General features: G+C 40.5%; 15 protein-coding genes and 1 pseudogene. 5 read left to right on the top strand and 11 right to left on the bottom strand.

Translation table 11 applies throughout. The features are described from left to right. The first annotated feature begins 117 nt into the window (after nucleotides 1-117). Nucleotides 118-288: a hemin uptake protein HemP gene (gene hemP, locus BJN41_RS00870; protein WP_004972965.1), complete on the top strand. Its 171-nt coding sequence runs from the start codon at nucleotides 118-120 to the stop codon at nucleotides 286-288. 111 nt (nucleotides 289-399) lie between these two features. Here the strand turns inward: hemP and BJN41_RS00875 are convergent, their stop codons facing one another. The 4 genes from BJN41_RS00875 to BJN41_RS00890 all read right to left on the bottom strand — a co-directional run bounded on the left by BJN41_RS00875 (nucleotide 400) and on the right by BJN41_RS00890 (nucleotide 4,800). Next, on the bottom strand, nucleotides 400-1,749 hold the full coding sequence (locus BJN41_RS00875) for a sensor histidine kinase (RefSeq protein WP_070152322.1): 1,350 nt from the start codon (nucleotides 1,747-1,749) through the stop codon (nucleotides 400-402). Between the two features lie 17 nt (nucleotides 1,750-1,766). After that, nucleotides 1,767-2,429, bottom strand: coding sequence for a response regulator transcription factor (locus tag BJN41_RS00880; protein WP_070152325.1), 663 nt, complete (start codon nucleotides 2,427-2,429; stop codon nucleotides 1,767-1,769). A gap of 143 nt (nucleotides 2,430-2,572) precedes the next feature. Beyond that, nucleotides 2,573-2,929 carry a NirD/YgiW/YdeI family stress tolerance protein gene (locus BJN41_RS00885; RefSeq protein WP_070152328.1) on the bottom strand — a complete coding sequence of 119 codons (357 nt, stop codon included), beginning with the start codon at nucleotides 2,927-2,929 and terminating at the stop codon, nucleotides 2,573-2,575. A gap of 113 nt (nucleotides 2,930-3,042) precedes the next feature. Continuing rightward, nucleotides 3,043-4,800: a GspE/PulE family protein gene (locus BJN41_RS00890; RefSeq protein ID WP_070152331.1), complete on the bottom strand. Its 1,758-nt coding sequence runs from the start codon at nucleotides 4,798-4,800 to the stop codon at nucleotides 3,043-3,045. A gap of 248 nt (nucleotides 4,801-5,048) precedes the next feature. Here BJN41_RS00890 and BJN41_RS00895 point away from each other — a divergent pair. Next, nucleotides 5,049-6,251 (top strand): annotated as a pseudogene (locus BJN41_RS00895) (MgtC/SapB family protein). Here the strand turns inward: BJN41_RS00895 and tsaA are convergent. Beyond that, complete coding sequence (gene tsaA / locus BJN41_RS00900; protein ID WP_034606831.1) at nucleotides 6,248-7,003, bottom strand: tRNA (N6-threonylcarbamoyladenosine(37)-N6)-methyltransferase TrmO; 756 nt, start codon at nucleotides 7,001-7,003, stop codon at nucleotides 6,248-6,250. The pseudogene BJN41_RS00895 and the gene tsaA overlap by 4 nt on opposite strands. A gap of 102 nt (nucleotides 7,004-7,105) precedes the next feature. On the opposite strand from tsaA, the gene BJN41_RS00905 reads away from it, so the two are divergent. Next, nucleotides 7,106-7,885 (top strand): ferredoxin--NADP reductase, encoded by a 780-nt coding sequence (locus tag BJN41_RS00905; protein ID WP_019836662.1) that lies wholly within the window; start codon nucleotides 7,106-7,108, stop codon nucleotides 7,883-7,885. A 59-nt stretch (nucleotides 7,886-7,944) separates the two neighbouring features. On the opposite strand, the gene BJN41_RS00910 is transcribed toward BJN41_RS00905, so the two are convergent. The 3 genes from BJN41_RS00910 to BJN41_RS00920 all read right to left on the bottom strand — a co-directional run bounded on the left by BJN41_RS00910 (nucleotide 7,945) and on the right by BJN41_RS00920 (nucleotide 9,251). Continuing rightward, nucleotides 7,945-8,130 (bottom strand): hypothetical protein, encoded by a 186-nt coding sequence (locus BJN41_RS00910; protein WP_004972947.1) that lies wholly within the window; start codon nucleotides 8,128-8,130, stop codon nucleotides 7,945-7,947. Nucleotides 8,131-8,150: 20 nt separating this feature from the next. After that, on the bottom strand, nucleotides 8,151-8,405 hold the full coding sequence (locus tag BJN41_RS00915) for a hypothetical protein (RefSeq protein ID WP_019836661.1): 255 nt from the start codon (nucleotides 8,403-8,405) through the stop codon (nucleotides 8,151-8,153). Between the two features lie 225 nt (nucleotides 8,406-8,630). Then, nucleotides 8,631-9,251 (bottom strand): cation transporter, encoded by a 621-nt coding sequence (locus BJN41_RS00920; RefSeq protein ID WP_070152334.1) that lies wholly within the window; start codon nucleotides 9,249-9,251, stop codon nucleotides 8,631-8,633. A gap of 75 nt (nucleotides 9,252-9,326) precedes the next feature. Between BJN41_RS00920 and BJN41_RS00925 the strand changes: the two genes are divergently transcribed. Next, nucleotides 9,327-9,728: a MerR family transcriptional regulator gene (locus BJN41_RS00925; RefSeq protein WP_070152337.1), complete on the top strand. Its 402-nt coding sequence runs from the start codon at nucleotides 9,327-9,329 to the stop codon at nucleotides 9,726-9,728. 50 nt (nucleotides 9,729-9,778) lie between these two features. Here BJN41_RS00925 and arsH read toward each other — a convergent pair whose 3' ends face one another. From arsH to BJN41_RS00940, 3 genes are all read right to left on the bottom strand, one after another. Next, nucleotides 9,779-10,480: an arsenical resistance protein ArsH gene (gene arsH, locus BJN41_RS00930; RefSeq protein ID WP_070152340.1), complete on the bottom strand. Its 702-nt coding sequence runs from the start codon at nucleotides 10,478-10,480 to the stop codon at nucleotides 9,779-9,781. 72 nt (nucleotides 10,481-10,552) lie between these two features. Then, on the bottom strand, nucleotides 10,553-11,611 hold the full coding sequence (gene arsB / locus BJN41_RS00935; RefSeq protein WP_070152343.1) for an ACR3 family arsenite efflux transporter: 1,059 nt from the start codon (nucleotides 11,609-11,611) through the stop codon (nucleotides 10,553-10,555). A 4-nt stretch (nucleotides 11,612-11,615) separates the two neighbouring features. Then, nucleotides 11,616-11,933 (bottom strand): ArsR/SmtB family transcription factor, encoded by a 318-nt coding sequence (locus BJN41_RS00940; RefSeq protein ID WP_070152346.1) that lies wholly within the window; start codon nucleotides 11,931-11,933, stop codon nucleotides 11,616-11,618. Between the two features lie 98 nt (nucleotides 11,934-12,031). Here BJN41_RS00940 and arsC point away from each other — a divergent pair, with 98 nt between their 5' ends. Then, nucleotides 12,032-12,460 carry an arsenate reductase (glutaredoxin) gene (gene arsC, locus BJN41_RS00945; protein WP_070152349.1) on the top strand — a complete coding sequence of 143 codons (429 nt, stop codon included), beginning with the start codon at nucleotides 12,032-12,034 and terminating at the stop codon, nucleotides 12,458-12,460. Nucleotides 12,461-12,552: the final 92 nt, after the last annotated feature.

The following is a 12,552-nucleotide window of genomic DNA, read 5'->3' on the forward strand; positions in this document are numbered from 1 at the left end:
AATGTACGTTTCACTGCAAATTGTAGACTTTTATAAATTCAACAATAATCCGTTGACAGGATTATATGATAATGATTATCATTTAAAACAATTCTTACACACCACGGAGTAACAAAAATGAACGCCCCATTTAACCTATTTTCACGTCATTCAGACACTCAGCATGCCCTACCTATGTTACATTCAAATAACTTGTTTGCGCTAGGACGCGAAATTCGTATTTTGCATGCAGGTGAAGAATATCGTTTACGCTTAACCCGTAACAATCGTCTTATTCTCACAAAATAATTAAAACAATCAACACAATAACAAACGTGGAAACAGCAGTATGAATCAGCGCATACTGCTTTTAAGTGCTGACTTGTTCAATTTTAACTTGCTTCCCAAAACTAAGCATAGTTACAGTTGTGCTTTAGGCAACAAAATGCGCACTTTTAATCCACCTTGTTCAGCACGTAAAAATTCAATTTTTCCTGCATGCAACTCTATAATTTTCTTACAAATCGACAATCCTAAACCAGAACCTTGAGTTTTGCTGCCCAAAGCACGGTAAAAACGTTCGCCCAAACGTGCCAACACTTCATCAGTCACCGCTTGACCATTGTCGGCGATGCAAATTTCCTGCATCAATTCATGCGGTTTTGCTTCAATCCAAATACTTCCTTGAGGTGCTGCATAACGCACGGCATTGTCAATTAAGTTACGCAGGCAGCTAAATAGCAATTCAGGATTGCCTTGCACTTGTATCTGTTGAATATCTGACTGAATCTGAATGGCTTTTTCCTGAATAAATGGTGTCAGGCTTTGTAAAACTTCCTGTACCAAGTCTGCTATAGATACCGCACTTTTTTTTAATGATGCAGCATCGGTCGGGTCTAAACGTGCCAATAACAGCAAGTTTTCCAATACCTGTGTACCACGGCTGACATCACGCTGAATTTGCTCTAAATCTTGTGCCAACTCAGGTTGTTGGTGGTATTTACGTTTTAACACCTGTAAACGCAATTGAATGGCAGATAAAGGAGAGCGTAATTCATGCGAGGCATCTGCAGTAAATCGCTGTTCTGCAATTAAAGATTGCTCTACCCGCCCCAACAATTTATGCAATTGCTGCAGCATCGGTTGCAGTTCTTTCAATTCAGGTTGCGTGGGGATAATTGGCGTCAAATCATGTTGATTTTTTTCTGCAATTTGTTGGGAGAGTTGCTGAATCCGATTAAATTGACGACCAATCATAAAATGCACAATGGCCCATTGCAGTAACCACAACAGCAATAAAATAGCGGCATAACCTAAACTGGTTGCAGCAGTTTCCTTGAAGCGATATTTAAGCGGCTGCGCGACAATCACATGCAAGCCATCTTCCTCTGCCACATAGCTGCGCCAAATTTGCCCGTCTTGCCAGTGAAATGAAAAACCATGCTCAGATGCCACAGCAAGCTGAGGCAAGTGAAGCTRAGAAATGTCATGTTCATCTTCAGAGGTAGTCAGAATCAGATCATCTAAACCCAATTGATAAGCAATATGAAATTGCTCACTCAACTCATCGACCTGATTGCCTGCATGGTCACGCAAGTCTGCTCGCAGCAACATATCGGCTATTTCATCCATAATGTCGTCATGCACACGCATGGTCTGATAACTGGCAACCGCCAATAATAAAATCAGCGCGAACCCACCCGCCAAGACCGAGCTTAAAACGGAGCTTTTAACCAGTTTGGACTGTAAAGAAATAACCTGTTTAGACATGCGGAGATCAAACTGAATTAGTTATTTTGCTGCATACGATAGCCTAAACCTCGTATGGTTTTAATACGGCTACTGCCAATTTTTTTGCGTAATTGATAAATAAATACTTCAATCGCATTACTTTCAATTTCATCGCCCCATGCATATAAAGACTCTTCGAGCTGTTCACGAGTCACCACATGCTGTGGGTTTTGCATCAGTTTATGTAAAATCTGGAATTCCTTAGCTGTTAAATTGACCTGTTGATCATCCACTTTCACTTGTTTACTTTGCGTGTCTAAAACCAAGTTGGCAAATTCAAGCTGCTTTGTCGGAAGACTTTGCGCATTGCGTAATTGACTGCGTACCCGCGCTGATAGTTCTTCAAGGCTAAACGGTTTGACCAAATAATCATTGGCGCCTAAATCAAGTCCCTGTACTCGATCTTGAATACTATCGCGCGCAGTAATAAAAATAACAGGTGTGTCCTGTTGCTGCTGTCGTAATGCGTGCAGAATTTCATCACCACTATTTCTAGGCAACCCACGGTCTAACAACACACAATCATAATGATGCTGCTGAATGGCTAAAATGGCATGATCGCCACACTCAACCCAATCAACATTATAGCCATCCATTTCCAGCCAAGTTTTTATGCTTTCTGCTTGAGATACATCGTCTTCAGCCAAGAGTATGCGCATATCATTCTCTGTTATTTATGCTTCAAAATTTTATGATTTGAAAATACTTTACATGATAAAACCACATACACCTTACAGCGTATGTGGCTTTTGAGTGAAATCAGTTTTGTGTAAGAAATAATGCTGTTTTACACAGCGTAGATTTAGAAACGAACTTGATCCACATCTATTTCAATACGTTTTGCAGGTTTATGATCAATATCCACTTCACCGATTAAGGTAACAGGCGTTTTGGCAGAAATTGCTTTGCCATTCCATAAATCATCATCAATATCGACTGTAATGGTGCCTGTGTTATCACGGAACTGATATTTTTCATCACCAATAGATTTCACCACATAACCTTTTAACTGCACTTTACTGTCATCTTTCAGGCTTAATGCTTGTTTTACCGTTACATTTTGATGTAGTGCTTGGGTGTTAATGCTGTCGTTTGCCATAGTGATTGAAGCCGTTGCCATTAAACCTGCCATCAACATTGCTTTCATTGTAAATTTCATTGCTTCACCTTTTTGTGTTGCTCATTTCGTTATGGTAATTAAAACAAAGCAAGATGAGCTGAATCTTAAGATTTCCATTTTTTTAAAATTCATTTTTAAAAAGTTTGAATCTGCTAATTTAATGGCACTACGCGCAACACTTCCTCTAAAGTGGTCACACCTTCTAAAACTTTACGCGCGCCCGCAATACGTAACGGTTCAATGCCCTCTTTTTTAGCTTGCTGACGTAATTCATTTAAATTGGCATTAGCGCTGATGAGCTGTTTGGTGTTTAAACTTAAAGGCATAAATTCATAAATTCCGACCCGACCTTTATAACCTGTTTGACGACATTCATCGCATCCAATAGGTTTAAACACTTGTGCTGGCATTTCCATAATGTAGTCAAAGGTCAAATGTTCCCAATCTTTTTCATTTATTGAGCCTTCCTGCTTACAATGTGGACACAGCTTACGCACTAAACGCTGTGCCAAAACGCCTAAAATTGTGGCAGCAGTCAAAAATGGCTGCACGCCTAAATCATGCAAACGAGTCAAACTTGAAGGCGCATCATTGGTATGCAGTGTCGATAAAACCAAATGTCCCGTCAGTGCCGCTTGAATCGCCATATTTGCGGTATCCTGATCTCGAATTTCCCCGACCATAATAATGTCAGGGTCTTGACGCATTAAGGCACGCACACCCTCAGCAAAACCTAAATCAATTGCAGTATTGACCTGCATTTGGTTAAAACTTGGTTCTAACATTTCAATCGGATCTTCAATAGTGCAGACATTGACTTCGTCGGTGGCCAATTGCTTTAGGGATGAATACAACGTGGTGGTTTTACCCGAACCTGTAGGGCCTGTAACCAAAATAATGCCGTGACTATGTGCGGTCAGTGCATGCCATTCATTCAACAAACGACTATCAAAACCCAATTGTTGAAAACTGCGTACCAATACTTCGGGGTCAAAAATACGCATCACCAGTTTTTCACCAAACGCCGTTGGCAAGGTCGATAAACGCAGTTCAGTTTCTTGCCCTTTTGGAGTGCGGGTTTTTAAACGTCCATCTTGCGGTTTACGTTTTTCGGCTACATTCATACGCCCTAAAATTTTAATCCGTGAGATGACTGCTGTGAGTGTATTGGCAGGCATGTTATAGATCGTATGCAACACGCCATCAATACGAAAACGTACTTTGCCTGTGTCTTTGCGTGGTTCGAGATGGATATCACTTGCGCCTTGTTCAAAGGCAAATTGCAGCACCCAATCCACCAACTTCACAATATGTTGATCATTGGCATCTGGGTTTTGGGTATCGCCCAATTGCAATAAAGCCTCGACCCCTTTATTTTCGCGATCATGTGCAGAAGATTTTTGCGATGAATGTACTGCACGACTCACTTGGTAATATTCAATCAAGTAGCGCTGTAATTGATCTGGGCTGAGTAAAACCCGCTGAATTTTTTTGGGCAATAAACTATGTTCTAAGTTAGCAACCCATTCTTTTTTATAAGGTTGATCTGTCGCAATTAATACCGCATCTGCAGTCACTTCTACCGCTAAAATACGGTTATGCAGCGCAAATTCCTGCGACATCACAGCAGTTAAAGCGGCAACATCGGCTTTTAATGGATCAATAATATAAAATGGCAAGCCTGATTTATCAGCCAGCCATTGGCATAAACGGTTTAAAGTTAAAGTGGTTTGGGGATGGCTTAGATCGACCAAATTAAAGTTGGCAATCCATTGTAGTGGATGCCATTTTAATTGATCACGTTGACGATGCGTGGTTTGGACCAAAGCCTGATCACGTTCAGTAATTTTGCCATCTTTGACTAATTGTTCTAAGCACCAAGTACTGTCTATTTCAAAATTAAAATTCATTGTTATATGCCCCAAAATCTGGGTTTACTATAGCAGAGTTTGCTTTCAAGGCTGAATGACTTCTTTCACACGGCAATCTTGTATAGTTCGATTAAGCCATAATTTTAGAGCAAAAATAGATTCATAAATGGCGATCAACTCATTTCAAATATATGATGTTTAAAATAACACCTTGTATTTGGAATGTTGCTGTGGATTTTCTGACTCCTCCATCTTTGGTTACAACCAATTTTCCCGAACTGCTCACCATGTTTGCAGCAGCACTCGGTTGTGGCTTACTGATTGGGTTAGAACGCGAACGCAGTAAAAAAAATGGACAACATCACCATTTTGCAGGCGTGCGTACCTTTGGTATTTGCGCATTACTCGGTGCAATTTGCTTCTTATTGGGCATGAGCATTGCCATTGTGGGTGCACTGATTGTTGGCGGAATAGGCTTATATTCCCTTAAAAACCAAACCGAAGATGACCCAGGTGCAACCACCGAACTTGCCTTCGTGATGACCTATTTTATAGGTGGATTGTGTTTATGGAACATTCCACTTGCTGCGGGTTTATCTGTCATTTTGACAGGTTTACTGATGACCAAACACACTATGCACGGCATTGTCAGTCAATGGATTACCGAAGCAGAACTGCGTGATGGCTTGTTCTTATTAGCCTTAGTGCTGATYGCTTTACCACTGACGCCCAATACCCCCTTGTGGGGCAATGTGCTTAATCCTTATGTGATTTTAAAATAATTGATTTTAATTTTAAGTGTGCAAGCGTTGGCACATATCGCCAAACGCTTACTTTCAAGCAGCAATGCCCTCATGTTATCTGCGATTGCTTCAGGTTTTGTATCAAGCACTGCGACCATCGCTAGTTTAGGCATGGAAGTGCGAGCGGGTCGTGGTGAAGCACGTGTCAATGCAGGTGCAGCACTGATGTCTTGCGTGGCGACTTTAGCGCAAATGTTGATTATTGTGGCAGGTGTCAATCTGGCGTGGTTTAAATTATTAATTATTCCAAGTTTGGTCGGAATCACGATTTTGGTTGTCGCGGGTGTGTGGTTGCTTAAACAGCATAAAAGTACGGCAGTGGCAAAGCCAGAAACCGATACCCGTATGTTTAGCCTTAAAGAAGCAGCAATTATTGTGGCAACCTTAACAGCAATTCAAGCCATGGTTTACGGCTTGGATCAAACCCTCGGGGATACAGGTTTAATTATTGGTACTCTGCTCGCCTCTTTATTTGAGGTTCACGCTGCAATTGCAACCGTGGTGATGCAAGGTCCACCAAGTCAACAAGTACTTTTGTATGCCTTAATTTTAGGTGTGGTGGCACATGCAATTGCTAAATGCGTCAATGCCGCACTCATTGGTGGCCTGCGCTTTGCGCTGTATTTCGCCCCTACCCAAATTTTGCACATTCTGGCGTTGGTGGCGATTTTATATATGCAGGTTTAATCGACAGTGATTAAAACAATATTAAGGATGTGTACCGCGTCCTGATCGACACGGAAACTGACATCAAAGTCTGCAAAATTTATGGTGTAAATTCGTTCAGCATCATCCTGATATGCAGGTCGTGGATCTAAAGACAAGACCTGTTCCAATTCCTGCGCAATTTGTGGTTGCAATACGCCAGCGCTGAGTAACTGATTTTTTTGCGCTTCGGCTGTGTCCATCCATAGCACTGTTTTTCTTATGGGTTCGTCTTGCGCATAGCCACTTTGTGCATCAGGCACGGCATCTGAATATTGAATATAAGGCTTAATATCCAAAATAGGCGTGCCATGCAGTAAATCTGCCCCGGTTACATAAACTCGCAATGACTTACCCACTTTTTTGACCTGTTTAAATTGCACTACAGACAAACCAATCGGTGCAGGACGATACATGCTGCGCGTCGCAAATACACCTAATTTTTGATTGCCACCCAAACGTGGCGGACGTACTTGCGCACGAAAACTAGGGCTTTGCTGTTTCTGTAATGTTTGATGCGTATCGGTTTGGTTTTTATTGTCGTGAAATTGCCATATTAACCATAAATGACTAAACGCTTCGATCCCTTCGAATGCCAACACATCGTTATATGGTGCTTGCATTTCAATATACGATTCGACCTGTACCAGATTGGGTTGACGAGGAATACCAAATTTTTCTCGGTAGGGAGAGTGCATAAATCCGATTATTGGCATTTTTAGATCAGTCTTCATCACTTTTTCTGATAAGCTCAATTAAATATATTCAGTTTATAGAGAATGATTTTAGATTAGAATAGCAAGCTGTTCTAATTTGATAATTTATTGAGACCTTTAATGGCTGCTTTCAACGTCGAAAAGATTACTCACGTACACCACTGGAATGACACTTTATTCAGTTTTAAAACGACTCGTGATACTGCACTACGTTTTAAAAACGGTCAATTTGTGATGATTGGTCTAGAAGTCAATGGCAAGCCTTTAATGCGCGCTTACTCAATTGCCAGTGCTAACTATGAAGAAGAGCTAGAGTTCTTCTCAATTAAAGTACCCGATGGCCCTTTAACCTCTATTTTACAAAAAGTAAAAGTGGGTGATGAATTACTGGTTTCTAAAAAACCAACAGGCACTTTGGTGCTGGATGATTTAAATCCTGGTAAAAATTTATACTTGCTTTCTTCAGGTACAGGTCTAGCTCCATTTTTGGCGACCATCCGTGATCCTGAAACTTATGAACGCTTTGAAAAAGTAATTGTGGTTCACGGTACACGTTTCATTTCTGAATTGGCTTATCAAGATTTAATTCTAAATGAATTGCCAAACCACGAGTTTTTCCAAGAACTTGGTATTCGTGAAAAACTGGTGTATTACCCAACCGTTACACGTGAAGAATATCCAAACCAAGGACGTGTGACCACAGCTATTGAATCGGGTGAACTCTTTGAAAAAATTGGTTTGCCACGTTTTAACCCTGAAACTGACCGTGCCATGTTATGTGGTAGCCCTGCATTCTTAAAAGATGTTGCAGCATTACTTGACCAACATGGTTTAAAAGAATCACCACGTATGGGTGAATTGGGCGATTACGTGATTGAACGTGCTTTCGTTGAAAAATAAGAGCTATTGAATCTAAAAAACCGAGCTAAATAGCTCGGTTTTTTTGTCATTGGCATCAATTAACGTACGCTACGACCTTCTTGGTTAGCACGTCCTTCACAGTGTGCACCGCCGCCAATTACAAACCCACGCTCTGCCTGACATGAACCAATCATACGACCACTCGAATCATACGTTGTCACTTTTGAAGCACAACCTGTCATCAAAATAGCCGCCGTTAATGCGATTAAACTAGAAATTTTCATTGTATTACCCCTCTAAAAAATTAGTCTTGTTGCAGTGAAATCTGCGAATTATTTGGTATGGTCGGCAAGAAACCCGTGCGCTCATCTACTTTAGAATAGTTAATGCCTTGTATGTTGGCACCACCATAACACACAGCTTTCGCCCCCAAAATAAAACCCTGTGTAGCAACACATGAACCAATCACTTGCCCTGCAGTATCATAAGTCACTACTTTAGAACTACAGCCAGCCAAAGCAATTAAGCTTGCTATAGAAAATAAGTTAATTAGTTTCATTTAACCCTCAATTTAAAATAATTAAATATTATTCGTCGTGAAAATTCTTTTTAAACACATCAATTTATTTTTAATTTTAGTTATATATTATTTTTTTGTAAATAACAATTTGAAATAACTTATCGTTATTTTCACTTCAAATTTTAAAATTGTTGCAGCTACAAAAATTAAAAGCACTCCATCTATATTACTCAGATCAGATGGAGTGCTTTTTACGTTTATTCTTTACTCAGGTACATTCATTCTTCGTTCAACCAACGCTTGCTGAATCACATGATACCCCGCTGTTAAGCCCAAACTTGCCATAATCACGGCTACAACAAGGTCTGGAATCAAACTACCCGTACCAAATACACCCACTGCCGCCAAAATAACTGCGAAATTACCAATCGCATCATTACGGCTACATAACCACACCGATTTCATATTCGAGTCGCCATCACGAAATGCATATAAAATCAATGCAGTAACCACATTAGCCAATAAGGCAATAATCCCAATAATACCCATGGTGATGGCCTCAGGTGGAATACCTTGTATATAGGCATAGATGACTTTAGCCATCACCACCACACCAAACAATGCCATAGTGATGCCTTTGAGCAAAGCCACAGTAGCGCGCCAATATAAACTTGCACTTAACACCGCAAGTGAAATCCCGTAATTGACTGAATCACCAAAGAAATCTAGCGAATCTGCCCACAGGGATGATGAATGGGCATAGGCACCACCAATCAACTCGATAAAAAACATGCTGAGATTGATCACCAATGCAATCCATAACGCGGTTCTAAATTTACTATTCGGTTTGATTGGCGCAGGCTCATGACTACACGTACATGCCATAGACACACCTTCTTTCAAAATGAAACTGTTTCGATTATGCTCATTTAAAACTATAGACTTAGTCCAAGGTCAAGCATGGCACAATATTTAATTCATGAACTGGCTAAAAAAGTTGGTGTCAGCACAGATACAATTCGCTTTTACGAAAAGAAACACTTACTCAATCCCAGCTTTCGTGCCGAAAATAATTATCGCTATTACAATGATGATGCTCTCAAGCGTTTGATTTTTATTAAGCGTTGCCGTGCTTTAGATATGAACTTAAAAGAAATTGAAGCCTTAATTGAATTAGAAAAACAGCCAAAGCAAAACTGCTGCGCCGTGAATGAATTAATTGATGAACATTTAAGGCATGTAGCAGATAAAATTGCCGAGTTGCAGCATTTTCAGCTACAACTTCAGCAACTTAGACAAGCCTGCACCACGAAAACGACCATTGATGATTGTCAGATTTTAAAACGGCTCGAAGCCGAATAATCACGCTCCAAGCTTTTTAAACATGGTTTTGCGTATTTAAAATTGAATTATTAAGACTTCTGGTTAACACGCTTCGACAACTGCTCGGCAGTTTCCACACGCTCAGAATAACGATCTACCAAATATGCAGCTTGCCCGCGCGTCAGCAAAGTAAATTTATATAACTCTTCCATTACATCGACAATACGGTCGTAATAGCTAGATGCTTTCATGCGACCATCTTCCTCAAACTCTAAAAAGGCTTTAGGAATAGAAGACTGATTGGGGATGGTGATCATCCGCATCCAACGTCCTAAAATACGTAATTGATTAACACTGTTAAATGACTGCGACCCGCCACACACCTGCATTAAAGCAAGCGTTTTACCTTGTGTGGCACGAATTGCACCTGCAGCAAGTGGAATCCAGTCAATTTGTGCTTTAAAAATCGAGCTCATCGAACCATGACGTTCTGGGCTACACCAAACCATACCTTCTGCCCACGCCAACAATTCATGCAGCTCTTGAACTTTGGGGTGTGAAGCATCACCATCTTCAGGTAAAGGTAAACCTTTAGGATGGAAAATTTTGACCTCAGCACCAAAGTGCTCCAAAATTCTGCCTGCTTCTTGTACCGCCAAACGACTATAAGAACGCTCACGGTTTGAACCATACATCAATAAAATTCGTGGCGGATGGTTTAACGGCTTTGCCTGCACCTGTTCAAAACTTGGTGTAGGCAATAAATCTAAATCAATATTGGGCAATAACATGCTGCATACTCTTACAACTAAAATGGGCAGTGAATACCCAGGTTTTTATCTTCAACCTCAAAATGAAGAAAATTACTTTGAACTAATGAATGACTCATTTTGATAAAACTTTTTACGCAGCCATAAAGACACACTCACTAAAGCAATCAACACAGGCACTTCAACCAAAGGGCCAATAATCGTGGTAAATGCAACGGGAGAAGCCAAGCCAAACGTTGCAATGGCAACAGCAAGTGCTAATTCAAAATTATTCCCTGCTGCGGTAAAGGAAATGGCGGTCGTCCGTGGATAATCATTGCCCATCCATTTGCTCATAAAGAAGCTAATAAAGAACATGGCAACGAAGTAAATAATCAATGGAATGGAAATGCGTAAAACATCCATCGGCAAGCTCAGTACTTCAGCGCCTTTTAGTGCGAACATCGCCACAATGGTAAATAGCAATGCCAACAGACTAAATGGGCTAATTTTGGGTAAAAAAGACGTTTGATACCAATCTAAGCCTTTGCTTTTCACTAAAATCAAGCGTGTTAAAAAGCCCATCAAAAAAGGAATACCCAAATAGATTAAAACAGCTTGGGTGATTGTCCAAAAACCAACATCAATCACTTGTCCTGCCACGCCAAAATACGGCGGCAAGAAACTCAGAAACAGCCATGCATAAGTACTAAAGAATACAATCTGAAAAATACTGTTAAACGCAACTAATGCAGCCACGTATTGGTTATCACCACAAGCCAAGTTGTTCCAGACCAAGACCATCGCGATACAGCGTGCCAGACCAATTAAAATCAAACCTGTCATATATTCAGGATAGTTTTGCAAGAAAATAATCGCCAAAGCGAACATCAAACACGGAGCAATCAACCAGTTTTGTACCAAAGACAACAACAAGGTTCGGCGGTCTTTAAACACTTCTGGCAAAGCTGCGTAATCGACTTTTGCCAATGGTGGATACATCATCAAAATCAAACCAATCGCAATGGGAAGATTGACTGTTCCCACACTCATTTGATCTAAGCTTGCCGATACTGCAGGAAATACCACGCCAATCGCAACACCTAGCCCCATGGCAATAAAAATCCATAAGGTCAGATTACGATCTAAAAAAGAAAGTTTGGACTGTGCCATGTGCTTACTCGCAATGTGTTGCAATTGTAGGGTTGATGTGCGTCATCGGGCTGACATCTTGCTGCGAAATAATATTTAAAACAGCAAACGCCCATTCGGGTAAATCTGGGTTCAAACGGTAATACACCCACTGCCCCTGACGTTGATCGAGCAAAATAGATAAGTTGCGTAACAACGCCAAATGACGTGATATTTTCGGTTGATTTAACTGCAATTGTTCTGTCAATTCGCACACACAAATATTGTGTTGAGCCATCACCAATTTCAGAATGTCCAGTCGGGTTGGGTCTGACAAACATTTAAAAAAATCAGTTTGATTCATTTTTTATCTGCACTTCAATATTAACTATTGCGAATATACGCATATCCATATATAAATGCAATATTGAAATTTTATCGACCTAAAACGAGTCACTACGCATGAGTAACACTATCAAAATTTTTCATAACCCTGCCTGTGGGACGTCACGCAACACTCTAGAATTAATTCGAAATACAGGACAAGAACCTGAAATTATCGAATATTTAAAAACACCACCTACACAGGCTGAACTTGCTAGCATGATTCAACAAGCAGGTTTAAGTGTCCGCGATGCGATCCGTAAAAATGTTGAACCATACGAACAGTTGCAGCTTGAAGGCAGCTCACACAGCGATACAGAATTAATTGCATTGATGGTCGAGCATCCGATTTTAATTAATCGTCCATTTGTTGTGACCGAGTTGGGTGTAAAACTGTGCCGCCCTTCGGAACTGGTCTTAGATTTACTCAGTCAACCACAACTAAAAAGCTTCAGCAAAGAAGATGGTGAAGTGGTGATTGATGAACAAGGGCAACGAGTGCGTTAAAACGCTTTCATCATTTAAAAATTGATTATAGGTGATCAGTCAGATTGGTATTGAAAGTCCCTACTCTTGCATTCCGTATGGCACAGGATAAG

The sequence above is a fragment of the Acinetobacter towneri genome (assembly GCF_001758345.1).
GTDB lineage: Bacteria > Pseudomonadota > Gammaproteobacteria > Pseudomonadales > Moraxellaceae > Acinetobacter > Acinetobacter towneri_A.

Bases quoted from the DNA above. Each gene is read 5' to 3' on its own strand.
- hemP (WP_004972965.1), top strand. From the start codon at position 118: ATGAACGCCCCATTTAACCTATTTTCACGTCATTCAGACACTCAGCAT.
- BJN41_RS00880 (WP_070152325.1), bottom strand. From the start codon at position 2,429: ATGCGCATACTCTTGGCTGAAGACGATGTATCTCAAGCAGAAAGCATA.
- BJN41_RS00885 (WP_070152328.1), bottom strand. From the start codon at position 2,929: ATGAAATTTACAATGAAAGCAATGTTGATGGCAGGTTTAATGGCAACG.
- BJN41_RS00890 (WP_070152331.1), bottom strand. From the start codon at position 4,800: ATGAATTTTAATTTTGAAATAGACAGTACTTGGTGCTTAGAACAATTA.
- tsaA (WP_034606831.1), bottom strand. From the start codon at position 7,003: ATGAAGACTGATCTAAAAATGCCAATAATCGGATTTATGCACTCTCCC.
- BJN41_RS00905 (WP_019836662.1), top strand. From the start codon at position 7,106: ATGGCTGCTTTCAACGTCGAAAAGATTACTCACGTACACCACTGGAAT.
- BJN41_RS00910 (WP_004972947.1), bottom strand. From the start codon at position 8,130: ATGAAAATTTCTAGTTTAATCGCATTAACGGCGGCTATTTTGATGACA.
- BJN41_RS00915 (WP_019836661.1), bottom strand. From the start codon at position 8,405: ATGAAACTAATTAACTTATTTTCTATAGCAAGCTTAATTGCTTTGGCT.
- BJN41_RS00920 (WP_070152334.1), bottom strand. From the start codon at position 9,251: ATGGCATGTACGTGTAGTCATGAGCCTGCGCCAATCAAACCGAATAGT.
- BJN41_RS00925 (WP_070152337.1), top strand. From the start codon at position 9,327: ATGGCACAATATTTAATTCATGAACTGGCTAAAAAAGTTGGTGTCAGC.
- arsH (WP_070152340.1), bottom strand. From the start codon at position 10,480: ATGTTATTGCCCAATATTGATTTAGATTTATTGCCTACACCAAGTTTT.
- arsB (WP_070152343.1), bottom strand. From the start codon at position 11,611: ATGGCACAGTCCAAACTTTCTTTTTTAGATCGTAATCTGACCTTATGG.
- BJN41_RS00940 (WP_070152346.1), bottom strand. From the start codon at position 11,933: ATGAATCAAACTGATTTTTTTAAATGTTTGTCAGACCCAACCCGACTG.
- arsC (WP_070152349.1), top strand. From the start codon at position 12,032: ATGAGTAACACTATCAAAATTTTTCATAACCCTGCCTGTGGGACGTCA.